This window comes from Coralloluteibacterium stylophorae, from assembly GCF_018122625.2.
GTDB lineage: Bacteria > Pseudomonadota > Gammaproteobacteria > Xanthomonadales > Xanthomonadaceae > Coralloluteibacterium > Coralloluteibacterium stylophorae.
Genome location: NZ_JAGQFT020000009.1, coordinates 176273 through 199675 on the forward strand (window position 1 = coordinate 176273; position 23403 = coordinate 199675).

The following is a 23403-nucleotide window of genomic DNA, read 5'->3' on the forward strand; positions in this document are numbered from 1 at the left end:
CGGGAACACCGATGTCAGGGGCCACGAAGCGTAGCGGGCGCCCGAGGGCGCCCGCTATCCGGATCCTGCGATACCGCGTTGCGGTCAGTCGGCCCAGGCCGTGCCGGTCGCGCCCGGCGGCAGGACCTGCGCGGCGAGCTGGCCGTCCGCGGTGAGCAGGTCGACCGCGTCCACCAGGATCGCCGCCGATTCGCGCAGCAGCGGGTCGGGACGGTCCTCGGCCGCCTTTTCGCGGGCGATGTCCTTCAGCACGTCGCGCTCGCCGGCCTGCAGGCCGTCGTCGTCGAACACCGCGGCCTCGTCCGGCTCCAGGCCCGCGGCCTTGCGCTCGGCCTGGCGCCGCTCGCGGCGCGCATCGTCCTCGCGCCGCTCGGCCAGGCGCTCGGCCTCGTTGAGCGAAATCGACTTCTCCTCGCGCTCGGCACGGACCTTGGCCACGTCCTCGGTCCACCACTGGAACTCCAGGTCCTTGGCGGCGCGGGCGTCGTGGCGCGCACGCAGCTGCGGCAGCAGCGGCGCGAAGTTGCCGACCCGGCGGTACGGCGCCGGCGCGATCTCGGTCCACGGCAGCGCGTTGTCGTAGGTGCTTTCCCCATACTCGGTGGCGTCGAGCGTCACCGGGAACTGGATGTCGGGCAGCACGCCCTTGTGCTGGGTGCTGCCGCCGGAGATGCGGAAGAACTCGGCCACGGTCAGCTTGAGCTGGCCGAACTTGGCCTCGCCGCCCTTCGGGAAGCGGTCGAGGTCGACCAGGTTCTGCACCGTACCCTTGCCGAAGGTCTGCTCGCCGATGATCAGGCCACGGCCGTAGTCCTGGATCGCCGCGGCGAAGATCTCCGAGGCCGAGGCCGAGGCCCGGTTGACCAGCACCGCGAGCGGACCGTCCCAGGCCACGCCGGCCTCGGTGTCGCCCTGCACGGCGGTGCGCTTGGCCGCATCCTGCACCTGCACGACCGGACCGCGGTCGATGAACAGGCCGGTGAGTTCGATCGCCTCGGTCAGCGAGCCGCCGCCGTTGTTGCGCAGGTCCATCACCACCGCATCGATGCCCTGGCCCTTGAACTCGCGCAGGATCCGCGCGACGTCGCGGGTGGCCGAGGCGTAGTCGGCCGCGTTGCGGCGACGGCCCTCGAAGTCCTGGTAGAAGGTCGGCAGCTCGACCACGCCGACCTGGCGGCCGTCGATCTCGAGCACCTCGCTCTTGGCCGCCTGCTCCTCGATGCGCACGCGGTCGCGGGTGATCACCACGTCGCGGCTCTTGGCGTCCATGCCGTCCTCGGCGGCGAGGTACTGCAGGTGCACGTCGGTGCCCTTCTTGCCGCGGATCAGCTGCACCACGTCGTCGATGCGCCAGCCGACCACGTCGGTCAGCTCGCCGCGCGCGCCCTGCCCGACCGCCGAGATCCGGTCGCCCGGCTGCAGCGTCGAGCGCGAGGCCGGGCCGCCGGGCACGATCTCGCGGACCACGACGTAGTCGTCGTGGCGCTGCAGGACCGCGCCGATGCCCTCGAGCGACAGCGACATCGCCTGGTTGAAGTTCTCCGCGCTCTTCGGGTTCAGGTAGGAGGTGTGCGGGTCGACCGAGGCCGCGTAGGCATTCATGAACACCTGGAAGGCGTCCTCGGAATCCAGCTCGCGCACGCGCTCCTCGAGATTGGCGTAGCGCTTGTCCAGGGTCTCGCGGATCTGGTCCTCGTCCTTGCCGGCCAGCTTCAGGCGCAGCCAGTCGTTCTTGACCGACTTGCGCCACAGCTCGTCGAGCTCGGCCGGGGTCTGCGCCCACGCCGCATCCTCGCGGTCGTAGCGCCAGTCCTCGTCGGCGCCGAAGTCGAAGCCGCTCTCCAGCAGCGCGCGCGCGTGCGCGGTGCGCTCGCCGACGCGGCGGACATAGGTGTTGAAGACATCGTAGGCCGGATCCAGGCCGGCGCCCTTGATCGCCTCGCCGAGCTGCGCCTTGTGCGAGCGGAAGCGGTCGATATCGGCGGCCAGGAAGAACAGCTTCTCGCTGTCGAGCGAATCGAGGTAGCGCTTGAGCACCTCGTCCTCGAGCCCGGCGTCCAGCGGCTTGGGCGCGTAGGCGTAGCGACTGTCGGAGAGCAGGCCGTAGACCATGCGCGCGGCGCCGGCCTGGCTGCCCTCGGGGGTGAGCTGGGCGGGATCCTGGGTGCGGGCCGCCAGGAGGGCGGGCGTGATCGCCAGGGCCAGGATGGCGATGCGTTTCAGCGACGGCGACATGTACGATCCTCGGTCTGCGGCGGCGCCTCGGGGCGCACGCCGCGGTGTGTCGTTTCCGGTGGTGATGCTACGACCGGAACCCGCTCGGTTTGTTCCCACTGTGCAACGGGACGAGGACAGGATGCCGTGGCGGCGTTCAGGCGACGTCGACGAAGCCCGCGTCGGCCGCCATGCGGTCGGCGTGGTAGGAAGACCGTACCATCGGCCCGGAGGCGACGTGGGTGAAGCCCATCTCCAGGCCGATGCGTTCCAGTTCCGCGAATTCCTCCGGGCTCCAGTAGCGGATCACCGGATGGTGGTGCGGGGTGGGCTGCAGGTACTGGCCGATGGTGATCATGTCGACGTCGTGGTCGCGCAGGTCCTGCAGGGTCTCGATCACCTGCTCGCGGGTCTCGCCCAGGCCGAGCATGATCCCGGACTTGGTCGGCACTCCCGGATGCTGCGCGCGGAAGCGCTTGAGCAGGGTCAGCGACCACTGGTAGTCGGCGCCCGGGCGGACGTCGCGGTACAGCGCCTTGGCCGTCTCCAGGTTGTGGTTGAACACGTCGGGCGGGTTGGTCGCCAGGATCTCCAGCGCGCGGTCCATGCGGCCCTTGCCGCGGAAGTCGGGGGTCAGGATCTCGATCCTGGTGCCGGGCGAGGCCTCGCGGACGCGGGCGATGCAGTCGACGAAGTGCTGGGCGCCGCCGTCGCGCAGGTCGTCGCGGTCGACCGAGGTGATCACCACGTAGCGCAGCTTCATGTCGGCGATGGTGCGCGCCAGGCTGGCCGGCTCGCCCGCATCCGGCGGCTTCGGCCGGCCGTGGGCGACGTCGCAGAACGAGCAGCGCCGGGTGCAGACCTCGCCGAGGATCATGAAGGTCGCGGTGCCGTGGCTGAAGCACTCGTGGATGTTCGGGCAGCTCGCCTCCTCGCACACGGTGACCAGGCGGTTCTCGCGCAGCCGCGCCTTGAGGTTGGCGACCGCATTGCCGGCCGGGATGCGCACGCGGATCCAGCTCGGCTTGCGCAGGGTCGGTGCGTTCGGGTCGAACTTGACCGGGCTGCGCGCGATCTTGTCGCCGCCGATCTGCTTGCGGCCGGCCTCCAGCGCCGCGGGCGCGGCGGCATCGACGACGGCGAGGGGAATCGACTTCACGGAAGACTCGTTCATGGACTGGCCACTGCGGACGGGAGCCCGGCCGCATCGGCGGGCTCGGAGAGATCGGGGAGCGCGTCGTCGTATTCGGCCCGGAAGCCGAGCGCGCGCGCAAGCTGGGGCAGCAGGGCGTCGGCGACGGTGCCGAGGTCGCCGGGGCCGCCGAGGGCCTGCACCGAGGTCACCGCCAGCCCCGCGTAGCCGCAGGGATTGATGCGCTGGTAGGGCGACAGGTCCATGGCCACGTTGAAGGCCAGGCCGTGGAAGCTGCAGCCGCGGCGCACGCGCAGGCCCAGCGCCATGACCTTGGCGGCACCGACGTAGATGCCGGGCGCGCCCTCGCGGCGCTCGCCGGCGATGCCCCAGCCGGCGAGGGTGTCGATGGTGGCCTGCTCGATCCGGTGCACCAGCTCGCGCACGCCGATGCCGAGCCGGCGCAGGTCGAGCATCGGATAGGCCACCAGCTGCCCGGGGCCGTGGTAGGTGACCTGGCCGCCGCGGTCGACCTTCACCACCGGGATGTCTCCCGGCATCAGCACGTGTTCGGCCTTGCCGGCCTGGCCGAGGGTGAACACCGGGTCGTGCTCGACCAGCCACAGCTCGTCGGGGGTGTCCGCGCCGCGCGCATCGGTGAAGCGCTGCATCGCATGCCACACCGGCGCGTACGCCTGGCGCCCGAGCCGGCGCACCCGGCAGACAGGCACCGGCCCCGCGGCGACGTCCGCGGCGGCGGCGACGCTCACAGCGTCCACTTGATCTCCGGATGCGCGCGCAGGGCCTCGTGCACCGCGTCGTAGTCGGCGCGCGAGCGCGCCACGAAGCTCACCGTCACCGACACGTAGGTGCCCTTGGACGAGGGCTTGATGCGCAGGGTCTCGTGCAGCACCTGCAGGCCCAGCGCCTCGATCGCGCCGGTCACCTCGCTGTGCAGCTCGGCCTCCGAGGAGCCCATCGCGCTGACCTCGAAGGTGCCCGGGAACTGGAAGCCGTGTTCGGGATTGTCGGAATGGATGCTCATGCGCGGCGGCCTTGGCTGCGGGCGACGGCGCCCGGCGGACGGGATGGGGGGCGCCGCCGCGATGCGCAAGCCCGCGGCGGCGGCCGTGCCGGTCAGTACTTCGGCACCGACGGGTCGATCTCGCTCGACCAGGCCTCGATGCCGCCCTCGACGTTGTGCACGTCGCGGAAGCCGAGCGCGCGGAAGTGCTCGGCGGCCTGGCGGCTGGAGACGCCGTGGTGGCAGAGGAAGGCCAGGGGCGTGGCCTTGTCGAACGCGGCGAGGCGGTCGTGGCTGGCCTGGTCGAGCACCTCGGCACCGGGGAACGGCGCGAACTCGCGGTCCTCGACCGGACGCACGTCGACGACGGTGATGTCGCCGGCGTCCAGGCGCGCCTTCAGCGCGGCCACCGTCAGCGGCTTCACCGGGCCGGGCGCGTTCGGGTTGTGGATGGCGATGCCGGCGCCGCGCGGACCCTCCGTCCAGCCGATCTGCAGGCCCTGCGCGCGCGGCGCGCTGGCGACGTCGAAGTACACGCGGATGCCGTTGGCCTCGGCCACCACCTCGTGCCCGCTCGGCTCGGCCAAGCGCAGGTTGGCGTCGAAGCGCGGGCCGATCGACAGGTGCAGGGCCATGCCGGGATCGGCGTCGGCCATCGCGCTGCGGATCGCCTCGGCGGCCTCGTCGGAGATGGTGATCGCCGGCGGCGTGCGGTCGGGCTCGGGCAGGCCCAGCGCGGCGTGCAGCTCACCGGTGTTGAGCATGTGCTCGACGATGTCGCTGCCGCCGACCAGCTCGCGGTCGATGTAGAGCTGCGGCACCGTCGGCCAGTTGCCGTAGGTCTTGATGCCCTCGCGGATCGCGGGGTCGGCCAGCACGTCGACGTGGCCGTACTCGACGCCGAGGCCGTTGAGGATGCCGCTGGCCTTGGCCGAGAAGCCGCACTGCGGCGCGGCCGGCGAGCCCTTCATGAACAGGACGATGCGGTTGTCGGCGAGGACGCCGTCGATGCGCGCGCGCAGGGCGGGGTCGAGGGACATGGGAGCGACTCCTGGAACGGGCGGGTATTCTAGCGCCCCGCCCCGCCCGGCCTTCCGGATCGCTGAGTTCCGTGTTCACCTCCGCGCCCGATCCCGCGCCGCCCGCGGCGAGCCGCCTGGATGCCGTTGCCGTCGCCGTGCTGGTGGTGGCCTATCCGGTGCTGGCCCACCTGGCGCTGCACTTCCGCAGCATGCCGCTGACCGTCGCCGCCGGGATGGCGCTGGCGCTGGCCGCGCTGTGGAAGCCGCTCGCCGCCCTGCGCCCGGCGGCATGGCTGGCGGCCGCGGCGGCGCTGGCCGTCCTCTGCGGCCTGGCCTCGCTGCACCTGGCGGTGCTGCCGCTGTACCTGCCGCCGGTCGCGGCCAACCTGTTCATCGCCTGGATCTTCCTGCGCACGCTCGGCGGCGGGAACACGCCGCTGATCGCGCGGGTGGTCTGGCACCTGCACGACCGCCCGGACGCGCTCGAGCCCGACCTCGCCGCCTATGCCCGGCGCCTGACCTGGGTCTGGGGCGCCTTCTTCCTGGTCGTGGCCGCGGTCAGCGGCGCGCTGGCGGTGGTGGCCGAGCCCGACGGCATCCTCGCGCTGGCGGGGCTGCGCAACCCGCTGCCGCTGCCGCAGGCCTGGTGGTTCTGGTTCACCAACGTGGTCAACCTGTCCGCCGCGGGCGTGCTGATGGCCGCGGAGTTCGCGTACCGGCGCCGGCGCTTCCCGCAGCACCGCGCGCGCTACCCGACCCTGCTGGCCTTCCTGCGCCGCATGCGCACGACGCTGCCCGGGATCTGGCGCGACCTGGTCGCCTGATGGCCGCCGCCAGCGGCGCAAGCGGCGCTCCGGTCCGCGGCCTGCGGCGTCGGGCGGCGGCGGCCATCGCCGCCCATCTGCCCGCCGCGGCCCTGCTCGCGTCGGGCGCGCCGCTGCCGGCGCTGGCTGCGCTGGCGGCGGCGCATGCGGTCTGGCTGTGGGGCACGCTGCGCCCCGGCTCGACCCTCTTCGGCCCGGTCCGGCGCCGTCTCGACCACGCCGACGGCGTCTGGCTCACGATCGACGACGGGCCGTCCGACGACACCCTGGCCATCCTCGACGCGCTCGGGCGCGCGGGCGCGCGGGCGACCTTCTTCCTCGTCGCCGACCGCGCCGGGCAGCGGCCGGACCTCGTCGCGGCGATCCGCGCGCGCGGGCATACGGTCGGCAACCACACCCAGAGCCACCCGTCCGCCCGCTTCTGGCGGCTCGGCCCGCGCCGGATGCAGGCGGAGATCGCCGGTGCGCAGGCGCAGCTCGCCGCGCTGTGCGACGGCGTGGCGCCGCGGCATTTCCGCGCCGTGGCCGGACATGCGAACCCGTTCGTGGAGCCGGTGCTGCACGCGCTGGGGCTGGAGCGGGTCGCGTGGAGCGCGCGCGGCTACGACGCGGTCACCGGCGACGTCGCCACGGTGCTGCACCGGATCGAGCGCGACCTGGAGCCGGGCGCCATCGTGCTGCTGCACGAGGGCGCGGCGCACGGGCGCTGCCCGGCGATCGTCGAGGCCGTGCTCGCGGCGCTGGCGCGGCGCGAGCTGCGCACGACGCTGCCGGATTCAGCGGCGTTCGGCGACGACCAGCCAGTTGTTGAAGGGCGTCCGGCCCCATAGCGGGGTGAAGCGGGCCTCGAGCCCCAGTTCACCCAGGCGCGCCTCCAGCCCCCGTCGCGTCGGCAGGCTCCCGGGCGCGCTGCGCATCCAGCGGATCGCATGCGAGGCGAGGTCGGCGGCGCGGGTCACGCCCGCGCGCCAGCTGCCGTCGCGCAGGCCCGTGCGCATCACCAGGCGCGCGCCGGGACCCAGGCAGGCGGCGATCCGTTCCAGCGTCGCCGCCTGCGCCGCGGCCGGCAGGAACTGCAGCACGTCGAGCAGCAGCACGCTGCCACGGTGCGCGGGGAAGGCGCGGGCCAGGTCCATGACCTCGAAGCGCGCGCCGGCCAGTCCGACTCGTGCGGCGCCGGCCTGCGCCTGCGCGATCTTGCCGGCGTCGTTATCGACGCCGCGGTAGTCCAGCGCGCGTCCGTGCGCCTGCGCGTAGTGCGCGACCAAGCCGATCCCGCAGCCGAGATCCAGCACCGGCATCGCCGCGCCATCGAGCGCCCCGAGCACGCCCGCGTACAGCGGATCGCTGGCGAGCTTGCTGCGCGCGTAGTGGTAGTGCCAGCGGTCCGGCAGGAAGGCGTGCGCGATCTGCGCGGGCGTGGGCGCGGCGGCGGAGGTCTGCATGCGAGTGGGCGGCGAGGGGGTGCGCGCACCTTACCCGAGGCCGTCGCGGCGACGCCCGCGCGGCGGCATCAGGCCGCCATGTCGAGCACCACCCGGCCCTCGATCCGGCCTTCGCGCATGCGCTGGAACACGTCGTTGATGCGGTCCAGCCGGTCGGTGGCGACCGTCGCCGCCACCCGGCCGTCGGCGGCGAACTGCAGCGACTCCTGCAGGTCCAGGCGGGTGCCGACGATGGAGCCGCGCACGGTGATGCCGTTGAGCACCATGTCGAAGATCGGCAGCGGGAAGTCGCCCGGCGGCAGGCCGACCAGGGACACCGTGCCGCCGCGGCGGACCATGTCCAGCGCCTGCCGGAAGGCGCGCGGGGCGACCGCGGTCACCAGCACGCCGTGGGCGCCGCCGATCTCCTTCTTCAGGAACGCCCCCGGATCGGTGGTGCGCGCATTGACCGCGACCGTGGCGCCGAGGCGCTGCGCCAGCGCGAGCTTGTCGTCGTCGACGTCGACCGCGGCCACGTTCATGCCCATGGTGTGCGCGTACTGGACCGCCATGTGCCCGAGCCCGCCGATGCCGGAGATCACGACCCAGTCGCCGGCACGCGCGCCCGTCGCCTTCAGGCCCTTGTAGACGGTCACTCCGGCGCACAGGACCGGCGCGATCTCCACGAAGCCGACGCGGTCGGGCAGGCGCCCGACGTAGTCGGCGGCCGCCAGCGCATAGCCGGCGAAGCCGCCGTTGACTGAGTAGCCGGTGTTCTTCTGCGACTCGCACAGGGTCTCCCAGCCACCGAGGCAGTGCTCGCAGTGGCCGCAGGCCGAGTACAGCCAGGGAATGCCGACCCGGTCGCCCTCGCGCAGGTGGGCGACGCCCGCGCCGAGCGCGACCACGTGGCCCACGCCCTCGTGGCCGGGGATGAAGGGCGGCACCGGCTTGACCGGCCAGTCGCCCTCGGCGGCGTGCAGGTCGGTATGGCACACGCCGCAGGCCTCGATCCTGACCAGCATCTCGCCCGGCCCCGGGCGCGGCACCACCACCTCGCGGAGCTCCAGCGGCGCGCCGAACGCCGTGACCACCGCGGCCTGCATCGTGCGATCCATGACACCACCTCGCGCATCGGGGAGGAGCCATGCTCGTCGCGCGCCCCGGCCGCGGCATTGATCCGGATCAAAAGGCCACTGGGTGAACCTTCTTCCCGCCTGGCACGACTCCAACGGCGAACCATGGAGACCGTCGTGCATCCCGACACCGCACCCGACCCGCGTGAGGACGAACTGCTCGCCATCCGCTGCCAGCTCGGCGAGGCGGAGGCCTTCGACGCCCTGATCCGACGCTGGGAGGCACCGCTGCGCGAGTACGTGCTGCGCCGCGCCGGCCCGGTCGACGCAGCGGACGTGGTCCAGGACACCTGGCTGCGCATCGTCCGCGGGATCGGCCGGCTGCGCGACCCGCGCCGCCTGCGCGCCTGGCTCTTCGCCGTCGCGCGCCGGGCCTGGATGGACCACCTGCGTACCCGTTACGCAGCGCCGGGCGGAGCGGAGGCCGATCCCGACCTGCTGGCGGCCGACGAGGACGTCGCTGCGGAAGCGGGGCTCGACAGCGCGCCCCTCGTACGCGCCGTGCTGGGGCGACTGCCGCCGGTCGAGCGCCGGGTCCTGGACCTGTTCCACCTGCGTGAGTACTCGCTGGACGAGATCGCGCGGATCACCGCGGTGCCCGTGGGCACCGTGAAGTCGAGGCTGTTCCGGGCACGGCGCCTGGCCCGCGCGGAACTCGAACGCAGAGGCATGGGGCGATGAACGACGACGAGACGATGGCGGCCGCGCGGCCGGTCCCCGAGGCGGAGGAGCTGCAGCGACTGGTCCGCCGCCAGTTGGCGCCGCACGCGCGCCTGGCGCACGTCGCCCTGCTGCTGGCCGCGGCGGCAGTCACGGTGGCGCTGCTCGCACTGGGCATGGGCGAGCCCGGGCTGCCCGTGCGCACGCGCACCGCGCTGCTGGCGCTGGGCGCCATCGGCCTGGGCTGGACCGGCTACGCCGGCTGGGTGCTGCGCACGCGGCAGGTCCTCCTCGGCCGCCACCGGGTGATCGCTGCCGCCATCGGGCTGGCGGCGAGCGCCGCCTTCACCGCGTCCGCGCTCGCCGCCAGCGTACTGGCCGGCAGCCCGGCGGCGGTGGCGGCGTCCGTCGCGGGCCTCCTGCTGTCCGCGCTGGCGGCGCTGCAGCTGCACCGCGCGCGCCGCGCGGTGGCGGCATTGCGCGCACGACGCGATGCGCTCGAGCGGGCCCTGGTGGCGCGCCGTTGAGCGTCAGTCGCGGGTGGAGAGCAGGCGGCGCGCGGTCGGCAGGGCCGCCTGCGCCCAGGCGCGGTAGAGGTCGGCCGACGGATGCAGGCCGTCGGCGGCGACGCTGCCGGGATCGTCGGCGCGGGCGCGGCCGAGCGGAGTGATGTCGACGAAGGCCACGCCGTGCGCGGTCGCGATGTCGCGGGCGGCGGCGTTGAAGGCGTCCAGTTCGTCCGCGATGCGCGCCGGGTCGCGCCCGGAGCCCCGCGCGAACGGCGTGGTGCCCCAGTCCGGGATCGACAGCACCAGGACACGGTCGGCGCGCCCGCCGGCGAAGCCGACCGCGCGCTCCAGCAGGTCCGCGAACTGCGCACGGTACTCGTCGAGCCCGCGGCCGCGGTACTGGTTGTTGACCCCGATCAGCAGGCTGACGAAGCCGTAGGGCGGCGCGATGCCGCCGCCGGCGAGCGCGCGGTCGATGCCGGCGTCGAGCTCGTCGGTGGTCCAGCCGGTGGTGGCGACGGTGTCCGGACGCGCCAGCGGCACGCCCTCGGCGCGCAGCATGCGCGCCAGCTGCACCGGCCAGCGCCCGGCCTCTGGCACCGCCTCGCCGATGGTGTAGGAGTCGCCGAGCGCCAGGTAGCGCACCGGCGGCGACGCATCCGCGCCTGCCGCGGAACCGGTCGCGGCCATCAGCAGCAGCCCCGCCAGCCCGTCACGCCACATGCCGCGCCCGCGCACGCCCGGCGTGCGCGTCGAGCGCGCGGCCGATGCGCCGGAACACCTCGCGCATGACCTCCGCCTCCGGCAGCAGGGTGATCCGGAAGTGGCGGCGGTCGGTGATGTTGAAGCTGGTGCCGGGCACGATCAGCACGCCCTCGTTCTCGAGCAGAGCGAGGGCGAAGGCGTGGTCGTCGAAGTCGCGCGCGGCCTCGCCGACCACGCGCGGGAAGGCGTAGAGCGCGCCCTGCGGCGCGACCAGGTCGAGGTGCGGGCTCGCCGCGCAGGCCTCGATCGCCGCGCGCCGGGTCTCGTACAGCCGCCCGCCCGGGGCGCACAGCGCGTCGATCGTGTTCGGCCCGCCGAGCGCGGCCTCGACCGCGTGCTGCCCCGGCACGTTGGCGCACAGCCGCAGCGCGCCGAGCAGGTCCATGGCGTGGTGGTAGTCGCCGCTGCGCACCGGGTCGCCGGACAGCAGCGCCCAGCCCACCCGCCAGCCGCAGGCGCGGTGCACCTTGGACAGCCCGCCGAAGGACAGGCACGGCACCTCGGTCGCGATCGGCGCCAGCGGCTCGAACGCGGCGCCGTCGTAGAGGATGCCCTCGTAGATCTCGTCGGCCATCAGCACCAGGCCGTGGCGCCGAGCGATGTCGACCAGGCGCTCGAGCAGGGCGCGCGGATAGCTGGCGCCGGTGGGGTTGTTCGGGTTGATCAGCACCAGCGCGCGCGTGCGCGGCGTCACCAGCGCCTCGATCGCGTCGGGATCGGGCAGGAAGCCGTTGCCGGCCTCGCAGGCGTAGTAGCGCGGCACGCCCTCGTTGAGGATGGTCGCCGCGCTCCACAGCGGGTAGTCCGGCGCCGGCAGCAGGACCTCGTCGCCCGGGTCCAGCAGCGCGCGCAGGGCGATGTCGATCAGCTCGCTGACGCCGTTGCCGATGAACACCTTCTCCGCGCTGGCCCCGGCGACGCCGCGCGCGCGGTGGTGCGCGGCGACCGCCTCGCGCGCCGCGGGCATGCCCTGCTGGTGGGTGTAGGGATCGCTTTCCCACAGGCGCGAGGACACCGCCTCCTGCAGGTGGTCGGGCGCGCGGAAGCCGAACACGCCGGGATTGCCGATGTGCAGCTTGATCAGCTCGCGGCCGCCGGCCTCGAGTTCGCGCGCGCGGCGGGCGAGCTGGCCGCGGATCTCATAGCGGACTTCGCGAAGACGGCTGCGGGTGGCGATGGGATTCATGGCGACGGGCCGGGGAGTGTCCGCCGAGCGTAGCGGATTCGCGCGCGCCGGTTGCACCGCGGCGTCCCCCGCGGCGCGTCGCCTCGCGGCCCAGCGCCAGCGCCAGCAACGCGAGGAAGGCCAGCCCCAGCTCCCACACCAGCAGGGCGAAGAACACCGGCGCGTAGGGTCCGCCGAGGATGACCCCGAGCATGCGCGTCAGGCCCATGCAGCCGTGGCTGAGGAACACCAGCCACAGCGCCCCGCGGCGGAACGGCGGATAGGCCGCGGCGCCGAGCAGGTACAGGCCGAGCCCGATCTGCAGGCCGCCGAGGTAGGTGCGCAGGTGGGTGGTGGCGATCTCGCCGTCGATGTGGATGCCCAGCATCGCCAGCGGCGCGCGCACGTCGAACGCATACCACGCGCCGAAGCCCAGGAAGGCCAGGCCGGTGAAGCACAGCAGCAGGATGGGAAGCCAGCGCATGGACACGTCAGGGTGCCGGCGGCGGTGTCGAGGAGCGGTCGACGCTACCATCCCGCCGCATCCATCGACAGTGCGCGCCCGGCACGACCGCGGCGCGGCTTAGAATCCGCCGATGCATCCCGCCTCCGCCGACCTCGACCGCCTGCGCCCGCTCGGCTGGCCCGACGACGCGGCCGCGCGCGCGGCGCTGGATGCGGTCGAGGGTGCGCGCCTGGCCCGCATCAGCGAGCAGCACCGCTCCGGCTACATCGCCTGCACCGAACCCGGCGCCGGCTTCCCGGTGCAGGCGCCGGCGCCGTGGCTGCGCCCGCGCTGGCCGGCCGAGGAGCGCGCCGTGGTCGGCGACTGGGTGACGCTGGCGGCCGACGACGACCAGATCGTCGCCCTGGTCCCGCGCCGTTCGGTGCTCAAGCGCGGCGCCGCCGGCGAGCACTACCGGCAGCAGCTGATCGCGGCCAACGTCGACCACGTGCTGGTGGTGTGCGGGCTCGACGGCGACTTCAACCCGCGCCGGATCGAGCGCTACCTGCTGGTGGTGCGCAGCGGCGGCGCCGAGCCGGTCGTCGTGCTGACCAAGGCCGACCGCTGCGCCGACGCCGCGGCACGCATCGCCGACCTCGACGACATCCGCGCCTCCGGCATCGCGGTGCACGCGGTCAACGCCAAGGACCCGGCCACCAACGACGTGCTCGCCCCCTACCTCGGGCCGGGGCGCAGCGCGGTCCTGGTCGGCAGTTCCGGCGCCGGCAAGTCCACGCTGACCAACACCCTGCTCGGGCGCGAGCGCATGCGCACCGGCGAGGTCCGCGGGACCGACTCGCGCGGGCGCCACACCACCACCCACCGCGCCCTGATCCCGCTGCCGCAGGGCGGCTGCCTGATCGACACCCCGGGCATGCGCGAGATCAAGCTCAGCGGCGAGGAGGACCTGGCCGAGGGCGGCTTCGAGGACGTCGAGGCGCTGGCCGCGGCCTGCCGCTTCAACGACTGCGCGCACGGCCGCGAGCCGGGCTGCGCGGTGCGCGCGGCGCTCGAGGCCGGCGAGCTCGACCCGGGCCGCTACGCCAATTACCTCAAGCTCCGCGACGAACTGGCCGCCGGCGCCGGCCAGCGCGCGCAGCGCGCGGCGCAGCGCGCCGAGGAGCGCGTGCAGGGCAAGGCGCTCGGCCGCCGCCCCGCCGACCGGCACGGCCGCCGCTAGAGCCGATGCCCACGCCCGCCGACGCCGCCGGATCCGCAGCACCCGCCTGGCTCGCCCCGTTCGCCGCGCTCGACGCACGCCTGGTCGCCGCCACCCGCGGGCTGCGCCTGCTCGAGGCGGTGAGCTGGCCGGCGGCGCTGCAGGCCGACTTCCTCGCGCGCTGGCGGCGCGGCCAGGCCCGCCTGCCGCAGGTCGACTACGCGCCGCAGGCGCACGCCGGCACGCGCCGCGAACTCGAGGCCATCGCCGCGGCCGCCGACGTCGACCATCCGCTCGGCGCCTACCTGCGCCACACCGCGCTGAGCTGGGCGACCGCCACGCGCCTGCTGGAGACGGTCGGCAGCGCGGAGGCGACCCGGCACGCGATCGAGCTCTACGGACGTCCCGGCGACCCGTTGCCCGGCGGCGGGCTCAGCAACCTCGACGCCGCGCGGCATTTCCTGGCCATCGCCGACGAACTCGACGGCGCGCTGCCGGTGGACGAGGCCGACTACTGCATTCCCGCCGCGCACCTGCAGGCCGAGCTGCAGGCCGCGCTCGACGCCTTCTTCGTCGACCACCGCGTGCGGGTCGAGCTCGACGACAACCTGATCGCCAAGGCCGCCGCCGGCGCCAGTCGCGTGCGCCTGCGCAGCAAGGCCGCCTTCAGCGAGTACGACCGCCGCCAGCTGCTCGAACACGAGGCCTTCGTGCACTCGCTGACCGCGATCAACGGCCAGCGCCAGCCGTGGATGAAGTCCTTCGCCCGCACCGCGCCGCGCGCCACCGCCACCCAGGAAGGCCTGGCGGTGTTCGCCGAGCAGATCTCCGGGGCGATCGACATCAACCGGATGAAGCGCATCAGCCTGCGCATCCTGGCGATCGACCGCGCGCTGGCGGGTGCCGACTTCATCGAGGTGTTCCGCTTCTTCCTCGACGCCGGCCAGACCGAGGCCGACAGCTTCGCCTCGGCGCAGCGGGTGTTCCGCGGCGCGCCGGTCGGCGGCGGCAGCGCCTTCACCAAGGACACCGTCTACCTGCACGGCCTGCTCTCGGTGCACACCTTCTTCCGCTGGGCGCTGCGCGACGGCCGCCTGCGCGACACGCGGCTGGTGTTCGCGGGCAAGCTGGCGCTGCAGGACGTGGCCGGGCTGGCGCCGCTGTTCGACGACGGCGCGCTGGCCGAACCGCGCTACCTGCCGCCCTGGGTGCAGCGCGCCAGCGGCCTGGCCGGCACGCTCGCCTTTTCGCTGTTCGCCAACCGCATCCGCCTCGACCGGGTCGACGCGCAGGACCTGATGCCGCGGCGCTAGCCGGCCCGGCCGCCCCCGGTCCCGGCGGGCTGGCGCAGGAAGCGCGGCACGACCTGCGCCGGGTGCAGCAGCTCGACGCAGCCCGGCGCCAGCGCGTCCGGGGCGGCGCCGGCCAGCAGCGCCTGCAGGCAGCCGCGGCCCGCGCCGGGCGCGGCGACGATGCCGACCCATGTGTCCTTGCCCGCGGCCTTGGCCGCGTAGAGGCAGCGGTCGGCGAGGTCCACGCTCTGCTCGCTGTCTCCCAGCCGCGGCCAGGCCAGCGCCAACGGCCACGGCGCGAAGCCGACCGAGCAGGTCACCGGCAGCACCCGGCCGCAGTCGAGCCGGAACGGGTGCGCGGCGACGGTGGCGCGGATGCGCTCGGCCAGCCCGGCGGCATCGTCCATGCGCAGCCGGCAGCTGGCGAGCATGAACTCCTCGCCGCCCCAGCGCGCCAGCACGTCGTCCTCGCGGCAGAGCTGGCGCAGGCGCTCGGCGAAATGCACCAGCACCTGGTCGCCGGCCTGGTGTCCGTGCTCGTCGTTGATGTGCTTGAAGTCGTCGATGTCGATCATGAAGAACACCAGCCGCGCCTCGCCGTCGCCGCGGTCGAGCCGCGCCTGCACGCCGTCGCACTCTCGCGCGAGCCAGTCGTGCAGGTCGCGGCGGTTCGACACCTGGGTCAGCGGGTCGCGGCGGTTGGCCTCCTCCAGCCGGGCGTTGCTGCCGACCAGGGCGAGGTTGGCCTCCTCGAGCTGCGCGGTGCGCTCGGCGACCAGCCGGTGCAGGCGCTCGGCGCGGCGGCGCTCGCGCCGCACCGCGACCCGCACCCGCCACGCCAGCCACGCCGCCGCGACCAGCGCCAGCAGGACGTAGGCCGCGTGCGCCAGCGGATGCCGCCACGGCGGCGGCGGCATGTGCAGCGCCAGCAGGCGGCTCGGCCCGAAGCGGCCGTCGCGGCCGGCCGCCTGCACCTCGAGGCTGTAGTCGCCGGGCTGCAGCCGGCTCACCCAGAACTCGGTGCGCGGCGCCTGCGGATACACCCAGTCCTGGTGCAGCGGCGCGAGGCGGTAGCGCAGTCGCGCGGCGGCCGGCGCGGCGAGGTCGATCGCGGTGAGCGCGAAGGCCAGCACGCTGTCGTCGTAGCCGAGCTCCAGCGCAGCGGCGTAGACCGAGGCGGCGCCGCCGGCGCGCACCTCCGGCGCGCCGCCCCCGCGACGGGTGCTGTGCACGGTGACCGCGGTGATCGCCGGCCGCGCCGGCAGGCTGCGCGGCGACAGCCGCGCCGGGTCGAGCACGTCCACGCCCTCGGTGCCGCCGAAGTAGAGCAGGCCGTCGCCACCGCGCAGGCCGGAGCCCGAGTTGTACTCGTGGTTGCGCAGGCCGTCGCGGCGACCGAGGGTCTGGATCACGCCGGAGCCCGGGTTGAGCACGGTGAGCCCGGCGTTGGTGCTGAGCCACAGGCGCGCGTCGCCGTCGACGACGATGCGGTAGACCACGTTGTTGGACAGCCCGTCGCGCTCGGTGAAGCGGCGGGTCGCGCCGCTGGCCCGGTCCAGCCGCACCAGGCCTTCGGAGAAGCTGCCGATCCACACCGCCCCGGCGTCGGCGTGCAGCGCCCACACCGAGTCCGGGAGGCGCCCGTCGGCGGCGGCGACGCGCTCGGGATCCGCGCCGGGGCGCAGCCGCCACAGGCCCTGCTCGTTGCTGCCGATCCACAGCGTGCCGTCGGCGTCGTGCCGCAGGCAGGTCAGGAGCTGGCCGTCGAGGGCGCCGAAGTCGCGCGACACGGCGCCGTCGGGGGTGCGCAGGGCGAGGCCGCCGCGGGTCGCGATCCACAGGCCGTCGGCGGTCTCCAGCAGATCCTCGACGCGCGCGTCCGGCAGGCCTTCCAGGCGCACCGGCGCGCGCGGCGGATCCCAGCGGTACAGGCCGTCGTGGGTGCCGACCCACCAGCCCGCGTCCGCCGGCAGCAGCGCACGCACCGAGCGCCCGGCGAAGGCCGCGACCGGCTGCCAGTCGGCGGCGCCTGCGCGCCGGCGCAGCAGGCCGGCGTCGGTGCCCAGCAGCAGGCCGCCGCCGTCCTCGCCGATCGCGCGCGCGCTGCGGCTGGGCCAGCCGGCGGCATCGGCGATGCGGTCGTTGCGGATCACGCCCGACAGCGGCCGCACCCGCTGCAGGCCGTCGGTGTAGGTGCCGATCCACAGCAGGTCGCCGGCGTCCTGGTGCAGCGCGGTGATCGCGCTGCCCGGCACGGGGTCGAGCCACAGCGGCCGCACCTCCGGCGCGCCGCCGCGCAGCCGCACCTCGAGCACCGCGCCGTCGGCGTGGCCGACCAGCACGCCGCCGTGGCGCAGCGCGCCCAGCGCCGTGACCGGCACCTCGCGTTCGCGCAGGGTCGCGGGCGCCAGACGGGCGACGACGGCGCCGGCGGCATCGAGCCGGACCAGCCCCTGGCTGCGCGTCGCCAGCCATACGCCGCCGCCGTCGGCGGCCATGGCGACGCAGGCCGGCGCCGGCTCCAGGTCCAGCTCCACCGGCAGCGGTACCAGGGTGCCGGACGAGGCGCGCCACAGGCCGCAGTCGCGGTCCAGCACCAGCGCGCCCGCGCCGGCGGGATCGGGCGCCAGCCCCACCACCGGCGGCGTCGCGCCCAGCCGGCGCACGCGGTCGAGCCGCGGCCCCACGCGGTCGACGCCGGCCTCGGTGCCGAGCCAGGCGCCGTCGTCGGCGTCCAGCAGCACATGCCGCACCCGCGCATGCGAGAGCCCGGATCCGGGGCCGAGACGCCAGCGCCGCCAGCTCCCCAGGTCGACCACCTCGAGCCCGCTCTCGTCGGTGCCGAGCCACAGGCGCCGGCGCCGGTCGAAGGCGAGCGCCTCGATGCTGCTGCTGGCGAGCCCGGCGTCGGCATCCTCGGGATCGCGGCGGTAGACCTCGAAGCCGTGGCCGTCGAAGCGGTTCAGCCCCTCCTGGGTGCCGACCCAGAGGAAGCCCTGGTCGTCGAGCGCCAGCGCGGTGACCGACAGCTGCGACAGGCCGTCGTCCAGGCCGAAGCGCTCCAGGCTGTGCACCACGGCCGGCTCCGGCGCGGCATCCCGCGCCTGCGCGCAGGCGAACGCGGCGGCGAGCAGCATCCCGCCCGCGCATGCTGCACACCACGATCTCCGCGTCGCTCCCCGCATCGTCCCCATCGCCGCCCGGCGTCGCCCTGTCCCCTGGCGATGGGCCGAGTCTACGCCGCCCGGCGCCGGCTAGACTGCTGCGCCGCATGCCCGCCGGAAAGGCCATGGCCGCCACCCCACCCCTCGCGATCGAGACCGAGGCGCTGGTCAAGCGCTTCGGCAGCCAGCGCGCGGTCGACGGCGTCGACCTGCGCGTGGCTGCCGGCAGCATCTATGGCGTGCTCGGTCCGAACGGCGCCGGCAAGACCACGACCGTGCGCATGCTCGCCACCCTGCTGCGCCCGGATGGCGGCCGGGCCCGCGTGCTCGGCCACGATGTCGTCGCCGAGGCCGCCGCGGTGCGCCGGCGGATCGGCCTGACCGGGCAGTTCGCCTCGGTCGACGAGGACCTCACCGCGCGCGAGAACCTGGTGCTGCTGGCGCGCCTGAGCGGCTTCGGCCGCGGCGATGCGCGCCGGCGCTGCGACGACCTGCTCGCCGCCTTCGACCTGGCCGACGCGGCCGGGCGCCAGCTCAAGGCCTTCTCCGGCGGCATGCGCCGGCGGCTGGACATCGCCGCCAGCCTGATCCGCACCCCGGAGCTGCTGTTCCTGGACGAGCCCACCACCGGCCTCGACCCGCGCAGCCGCGGCGAGGTCTGGCAGATCGTGCGCGGCCTGGCCGCGGCCGGCGTCACCGTGCTGCTGACCACGCAGTACCTGGAGGAGGCCGACCAGCTCGCCGACCGCATCGCGGTGATCGACCACGGCCGCGTCATCGCCGAGGGCACCAGCGCCGAGCTCAAGGCCCGGGTCGGCAGCGGCGTGCTGCGCGTGCGCCTGGCCGACCCGGCTGCGCGCCCCCGCGCGCAGGCCCTGCTCGCCGCCGCGCTGGCGGTCGAGGTCACCGCCGACACCGACCCGCGCGCGCTCGGCGCGCGCCTGGACGACTCCGCCGCCGCCGCGCCGGCGCTGGCGCGGCTGGCGGAGGCCGGCATCGCGGTCAGCGACTTCGCCCTCGGCCAGCCCAGCCTCGACGAAGTGTTCTTCGCCCTCACCGGTCACGCCGCCGCGGCCGACACCGACACCGATGGAGACCACGCATGAGCACGCCCGCGCCGGACGCCACCGCCGCGCGCCTGCGCGCCGCCTTCGCCGCGCCCGCGGTCGAGGCGCGGCCGCGCGCGGTCGCCAACACCGTGACCTTCGCCTGGCGCGCCCTGCTCAAGATCAAGCACACGCCCGAGCAGCTGTTCGACGTGGTGGTGACGCCGATCATGTTCACGGTGCTGTTCACCTACCTCTTCGGCGGCGCCCTGGCCGGTTCGACCGCGGCCTACCTGCAGTTCCTGCTGCCGGGAATGCTGGTGCAGACGGTGATGTTTACCACGATCTATACCGGCTTCACCCTCAACACCGACCTCTCGCGCGGGGTCTACGACCGCTTCCGCTCGATGCCGATCTGGAAGCCGGCGCCCCTGGTCGGGGCCATGCTCGGCGACCAGCTGCGCTACACGCTGTCGGGGCTGATCGTGATCGTGATCGGCCTCCTGATGGGCTTCCGCCCCGGCGCCGGCTTGGCCGGCGTGGTCGCATCGCTGCTGCTGCTCGACGTGTTCGCGTTCGGCACCAGCTGGATCTTCACCGCGGTGGCGCTGTGGGTGCGCACGCCGTCGACGGTGATGACGCTGAGCTGGCTGGTGCTGATGCCGCTGACCTTCGCCTCCAACGTGTTCGTGGACCCGGCGACCATGCCCGGCTGGCTGCAGGCGGTGGTCGCGGTGAACCCGGTCGCGCTGCTGGTCACCGCGATCCGCGGCGTCATCCACGGCGACCCCGACGCCGGCGCGATCGGCCTGGCGCTGATCGCGCCGGCGCTGGTGACCGCGGCCTTCGCGCCGCTGGCCATGCGCCTGTACCGCCGCGAGCGCTGAACCCGCCCGGCGCGCGGCGCCATACCACCTTCCGGCGATCCCAGCCGGCGCGGGCGGGGCGCTAGAATCGGGCGTTTTCCGCCCCCGGTGCCCCGCCCGCCATGTCCGACGAGACGTTCAAGCAAGCCGCCCTCGAGTACCACCGCCAGAACCCGGCCGGCAAGATCAAGGTCATGCCGACCAAGGCGATGGTGACCCAGCGCGACCTCTCGCTGGCCTACTCGCCCGGCGTCGCCCACGCCTGCGAGGCGATCGTCGAGGACCCGCGCGAGGCCGCCGCACTCACCGCCCGCGGCAACCTGGTCGCGGTGATCTCCAACGGCACCGCGGTGCTGGGCCTGGGCAACATCGGCCCGCTCGCGTCCAAGCCGGTGATGGAGGGCAAGGGCGTGCTGTTCCAGAAGTTCGCCGGCATCGACGTGTTCGACATCGAGATCGACGAGACCGACCCCGACAAGCTGGTCGACATCATCGCCAGCCTCGAGCCGACCTTCGGCGGCATCAACCTCGAGGACATCAAGGCGCCGGAGTGCTTCATCGTCGAGCAGAAGCTGCGCGAGCGCATGCGCATCCCGGTGTTCCACGACGACCAGCACGGCACCGCGATCATCGTCGGCGCGGCCGTGCTCAACGCGCTGCACGTGGCCGGCAAGAAGATCGAGGACGTGCGCCTGGTCACCACCGGTGCCGGCGCCGCGGGCATCGCCTGCCTGGACATGCTGGTGACGCTGGGCCTGAAGCCCGAGAACATCCTCGCCTTCGACCGCGAGGGCGTGATCCACGCCGAGCGCACCGACCTCGACCCGGCCAAGCAGCGCTACGCCCGCGACACCCCGGCGCGCTCGCTGGCGGAGATCGTCGACGGCGCCGACGTGTTCCTCGGCCTCTCCGCCGGCGGCATCCTCAAGCCGGAGATGGTCGCCACGATGGCGGACAACCCGATCATCCTGGCGCTGGCCAATCCCTATCCCGAGATCATGCCGGCCGACGCGCACGCGGTGCGCCCCGACGTGATCATGGCCACCGGCCGCTCGGACTACCCGAACCAGGTCAACAACGCGGTCTGCTTCCCCTTCATCTTCCGCGGTGCGCTGGACGTCGGCGCCACCGTGGTCAACGAGGCGATGAAGACCGCCTGCGTGCACGCCATCGCCCAGCTGGCGCGCATGGAGGCCGCCGACCTCGGTACCGCCTACTCCGGCGAGACCCCGTCCTTCGGCCGCGAATACCTGATCCCGCGCCCGCTCGACCCGCGCCTGATGGGCATCGTCGCTCCGGCGGTGGCGGTGGCGGCGATGGAATCGGGCGTGGCCGAGCGTCCGATCCACGACATCGACGCCTACCGCGAGAAGCTCAACCAGTTCGTGTTCCGCACCGGCCTGCTGATGAAGCCGGTGTTCGACCGCGCGCGCCGCGACCTCAAGCGCGTGGCCTACGCCGAGGGCGAGGAGGAGACCGTCCTGCGCGCGGTGCAGACGGTGGTCGACGAGAAGCTGGCCAGGCCGATCCTGATCGGCCGCCCCTCGGTGATCGAATCGCGCATCAGGCGCCTGGGCCTGCGCATCCGCATCGGCGAGGACGTCGAGGTCACCAACATCGACGACGACCCGCGCTTCAACGAGTACTGGCAGCTCTACCACTCGATCATGGAGCGCCGCGGCGTCACCCCGGCCGCGGCCAAGGCGGTGGTGCGCAGCCGCTCGGCGGCGATCGCCGCGCTGATGGTCCGCCGCGGCGAGGCCGACGCGCTGATCTGCGGCGTGGTCGGCCGCTACCAGAAGAAGCTGGCCTACCTGGTCAACATCCTCGGCCGCGAGCCGGGGGTGAAGCGCACCTCGGCGATGAGCGCGGTGCTCAACGACAAGGGCGTGTTCTTCTTCGCCGACACCCACGTGCAGTACGAGCCGGACGCCGAGACCATCGCCGAGGCCGCGCTGCAGGCCAGCTACCGGCTGAAGCTGTTCGGCATCGAGCCCAAGGTGGCGCTGGTGTCGCATTCCAACTTCGGCAGCCACGACAACCCCAGCGCGCAGAAGATGCGCGAGGTGCTGCAGATCATCCGCCGCCGCGCGCCGCGGCTGCAGGCCGAGGGCGAGATGCACGTCGACGCCGCGCTCAACGAGCAGATCCGCAGCCGGATCTTCCCGAACTCCGCGCTCAAGGGCAGCGCCAACCTGCTGGTGTTCCCCAGCCTCGACGCCTCCAACACCGCCTACAACCTGGTGCGGGCGATGACCGACGGCGTCGGCCTCGGGCCGATCCTGATGGGCGTGGCCAAGTCCGCGCACGTGCTGACGCCCTCGGCGACGGTGCGGCGGGTGGTCAACATGTCGGCGATCGCCGCGGTCGAGGCGCAGATCCGCGAGGAGCTCGGCTCGATGCCGCGCGGCCGCGGCGAGGCCCTGCCCGAGGAAGACGAGCTCGACGACGAGGGCTGAGGCCCCGTCGTCGCAGCGCACGCCGTGCTCAGGCGGCGTGCTTCCAGTAGCCGGTGGCGCGGATCCAGTCGCCGGGCACGCCGGCCTCCTCCAGCGCCTTGCGCATGGCGCGCGCGCGGCGCGATTCGCAGGCGATCCAGTGGAACACGTCGCCGGCGATCGGCGCGGCCGTGCGCAGCGCCTGCTCCAGCCGGCCTTCGGCATGCGCCGGCGCACCGTCGCGCGGCAGCCAGGTGATGGCGACGTCGCCACGGCTGGCGAGGTCCTGGCGGTCGGCGTCCCCGGGGATCTCGACGAAGACCTGCGCACGCCGGCCCGGCGGCAGCTCCTCCAGCCAGCGCCCGATCGCCGGCAGCGCGGTCTCGTCGCCGAGGATGCGGTAGGCGTCGAAGTCGTCGGCGACCACGAAGGACGCGCGCGGGCCGCCGACGGCGATCGCATCGCCAGGCCGCGCCCGTTCCGCCCACGCGGCCGCGGGCCCGTCGCCGTGCAGGACGAAATCGACCGTGAGCGTGCCGGCCGCCGGATCGTGGCGGCGCGGCGTGTAGTCGCGCGCCGGCGACGGCAGCGCACCCTCGGCGAACCGCGGACCCTCGGGCGTGAGCGTGGGCAGCACCAGCTCGCCCTCGGCGTTCGGCAGGAACAGCTTGACGTGGTCGTCCGGCGAGGCGCTGTGGAAGCCCTCCAGCTCCGCCCCGCCGAGCACGATGCGGCGCATGTGCGGCGTCAGGGCGACGCTCTCGCGCACCTCGAGGCGGCGCAGGACGGTGGCGTGGCGGAGGGTGCGGTTGTCGTGGTGGGGCATGGGTGGGGCCTTGGGGAAGGGTTTGGGGCGGGAATTGGGAATCGGGAATCGGGAATCGGAGGCGGGAACGGGGAACGGGGAACAGGGAACTGGAGCGGGCTTGGCGCGTGGAGGTCGGTTCGAGGCGTCGAGGCTGGGGGGCTTTGGGGCTGGTCGGGCCTGGGCTGGCTGCAAGGCTCCTGTTCCCTGTTCCCCGTTCCCCGTTCCCCCCCCCCGTTCCCGCCCCCCGTCA

Annotated in this window: 21 protein-coding genes; 9 read left to right on the forward strand and 12 right to left on the reverse strand. The window is 74.1% G+C overall.

Going from position 1 to position 23403, the window contains the following annotated elements; genetic code table 11:
* Positions 1-84: 84 nt before the first annotated feature.
* The 5 genes from KB893_RS13955 to grxD form a co-directional block, all read right to left on the reverse strand.
* A complete protein-coding gene (locus KB893_RS13955) occupies positions 85-2235 on the reverse strand; it encodes a carboxy terminal-processing peptidase (protein WP_211925282.1) in 2151 nt (716 codons plus the stop codon).
* 136 nt (positions 2236-2371) lie between these two features.
* Positions 2372-3388: a lipoyl synthase gene (lipA, locus tag KB893_RS13960; RefSeq protein WP_213173799.1), complete on the reverse strand. Its 1017-nt coding sequence runs from the start codon at positions 3386-3388 to the stop codon at positions 2372-2374.
* Positions 3385-4116 (reverse strand): lipoyl(octanoyl) transferase LipB, encoded by a 732-nt coding sequence (gene lipB / locus KB893_RS13965; RefSeq protein ID WP_338026961.1) that lies wholly within the window; start codon positions 4114-4116, stop codon positions 3385-3387. Before lipB ends, lipA begins: the two co-directional genes overlap by 4 nt.
* Positions 4113-4391, reverse strand: coding sequence for a DUF493 family protein (locus tag KB893_RS13970; RefSeq protein ID WP_211925285.1), 279 nt, complete (start codon positions 4389-4391; stop codon positions 4113-4115). The genes lipB and KB893_RS13970 overlap by 4 nt, the downstream gene beginning before the upstream one ends.
* Positions 4392-4483: 92 nt before the next feature.
* Complete coding sequence (grxD, locus tag KB893_RS13975; RefSeq protein ID WP_211925286.1) at positions 4484-5410, reverse strand: Grx4 family monothiol glutaredoxin; 927 nt, start codon at positions 5408-5410, stop codon at positions 4484-4486.
* A gap of 71 nt (positions 5411-5481) precedes the next feature.
* Between grxD and KB893_RS13980 the strand changes: the two genes are divergently transcribed.
* Together KB893_RS13980 and KB893_RS13985 are read left to right on the forward strand one after the other, a co-directional pair.
* Positions 5482-6216, forward strand: coding sequence for a COG4648 family protein (locus tag KB893_RS13980; RefSeq protein ID WP_211925287.1), 735 nt, complete (start codon positions 5482-5484; stop codon positions 6214-6216).
* On the forward strand, positions 6216-7046 hold the full coding sequence (locus tag KB893_RS13985) for a polysaccharide deacetylase family protein (RefSeq protein ID WP_211925288.1): 831 nt from the start codon (positions 6216-6218) through the stop codon (positions 7044-7046). The genes KB893_RS13980 and KB893_RS13985 overlap by 1 nt, the downstream gene beginning before the upstream one ends.
* Here KB893_RS13985 and KB893_RS13990 read toward each other — a convergent pair.
* Together KB893_RS13990 and adhP are read right to left on the reverse strand one after the other, a co-directional pair.
* Positions 6993-7661: a class I SAM-dependent methyltransferase gene (locus KB893_RS13990; RefSeq protein ID WP_211925289.1), complete on the reverse strand. Its 669-nt coding sequence runs from the start codon at positions 7659-7661 to the stop codon at positions 6993-6995. The genes KB893_RS13985 and KB893_RS13990 overlap by 54 nt on opposite strands.
* Positions 7662-7729: 68 nt before the next feature.
* Complete coding sequence (adhP, locus tag KB893_RS13995) at positions 7730-8758, reverse strand: alcohol dehydrogenase AdhP (RefSeq protein ID WP_211925290.1); 1029 nt, start codon at positions 8756-8758, stop codon at positions 7730-7732.
* Positions 8759-8893: 135 nt separating this feature from the next.
* Here adhP and KB893_RS14000 point away from each other — a divergent pair, with 135 nt between their 5' ends.
* On the forward strand, positions 8894-9457 hold the full coding sequence (locus KB893_RS14000) for an RNA polymerase sigma factor (protein ID WP_211925291.1): 564 nt from the start codon (positions 8894-8896) through the stop codon (positions 9455-9457).
* Positions 9454-9963: a hypothetical protein gene (locus KB893_RS14005; RefSeq protein ID WP_211925292.1), complete on the forward strand. Its 510-nt coding sequence runs from the start codon at positions 9454-9456 to the stop codon at positions 9961-9963. Before KB893_RS14000 ends, KB893_RS14005 begins: the two co-directional genes overlap by 4 nt.
* 3 nt (positions 9964-9966) lie before the next feature.
* Here the strand turns inward: KB893_RS14005 and KB893_RS14010 are convergent, their stop codons facing one another.
* The 3 genes from KB893_RS14010 to KB893_RS14020 are packed head-to-tail and all read right to left on the reverse strand — an operon-like array spanning position 9967 to position 12359.
* On the reverse strand, positions 9967-10635 hold the full coding sequence (locus KB893_RS14010) for an SGNH/GDSL hydrolase family protein (RefSeq protein ID WP_213173802.1): 669 nt from the start codon (positions 10633-10635) through the stop codon (positions 9967-9969).
* Positions 10636-10657: 22 nt separating this feature from the next.
* A complete protein-coding gene (locus KB893_RS14015) occupies positions 10658-11896 on the reverse strand; it encodes an aminotransferase class I/II-fold pyridoxal phosphate-dependent enzyme (protein ID WP_211925293.1) in 1239 nt (412 codons plus the stop codon).
* On the reverse strand, positions 11850-12359 hold the full coding sequence (locus tag KB893_RS14020) for a DUF4345 family protein (RefSeq protein ID WP_211925294.1): 510 nt from the start codon (positions 12357-12359) through the stop codon (positions 11850-11852). The genes KB893_RS14015 and KB893_RS14020 overlap by 47 nt, the downstream gene beginning before the upstream one ends.
* A 112-nt stretch (positions 12360-12471) precedes the next feature.
* On the opposite strand from KB893_RS14020, the gene rsgA reads away from it, so the two are divergent.
* Both rsgA and KB893_RS14030 read left to right on the forward strand, forming a co-directional pair.
* Positions 12472-13560 (forward strand): ribosome small subunit-dependent GTPase A, encoded by a 1089-nt coding sequence (gene rsgA / locus KB893_RS14025; RefSeq protein WP_211925295.1) that lies wholly within the window; start codon positions 12472-12474, stop codon positions 13558-13560.
* 5 nt (positions 13561-13565) lie between these two features.
* Complete coding sequence (locus KB893_RS14030) at positions 13566-14852, forward strand: peptidase MATCAP family protein (protein ID WP_211925296.1); 1287 nt, start codon at positions 13566-13568, stop codon at positions 14850-14852.
* On the opposite strand, the gene KB893_RS14035 is transcribed toward KB893_RS14030, so the two are convergent.
* Entirely contained in the window at positions 14849-17968 is a 3120-nt protein-coding gene (locus tag KB893_RS14035; protein WP_211925297.1) for a ligand-binding sensor domain-containing diguanylate cyclase, read from the reverse strand. The genes KB893_RS14030 and KB893_RS14035 overlap by 4 nt on opposite strands.
* Positions 17969-18120: 152 nt before the next feature.
* On the opposite strand from KB893_RS14035, the gene KB893_RS14040 reads away from it, so the two are divergent.
* The 3 genes from KB893_RS14040 to KB893_RS14050 all read left to right on the forward strand — a co-directional run bounded on the left by KB893_RS14040 (position 18121) and on the right by KB893_RS14050 (position 22366).
* The gene (locus tag KB893_RS14040; RefSeq protein ID WP_211925298.1) at positions 18121-19101 is read left to right on the forward strand and encodes an ATP-binding cassette domain-containing protein; all 981 of its coding nucleotides are present in this window, start codon (positions 18121-18123) and stop codon (positions 19099-19101) included.
* Positions 19098-19928 (forward strand): ABC transporter permease, encoded by an 831-nt coding sequence (locus tag KB893_RS14045; protein ID WP_211925299.1) that lies wholly within the window; start codon positions 19098-19100, stop codon positions 19926-19928. The genes KB893_RS14040 and KB893_RS14045 overlap by 4 nt, the downstream gene beginning before the upstream one ends.
* Before the next feature lie 101 nt (positions 19929-20029).
* The gene (locus tag KB893_RS14050; RefSeq protein WP_211925300.1) at positions 20030-22366 is read left to right on the forward strand and encodes an NADP-dependent malic enzyme; all 2337 of its coding nucleotides are present in this window, start codon (positions 20030-20032) and stop codon (positions 22364-22366) included.
* Between the two features lie 28 nt (positions 22367-22394).
* Here KB893_RS14050 and KB893_RS14055 read toward each other — a convergent pair whose 3' ends face one another.
* Complete coding sequence (locus tag KB893_RS14055; RefSeq protein WP_213173800.1) at positions 22395-23171, reverse strand: siderophore-interacting protein; 777 nt, start codon at positions 23169-23171, stop codon at positions 22395-22397.
* Positions 23172-23403 lie beyond the last annotated feature (232 nt).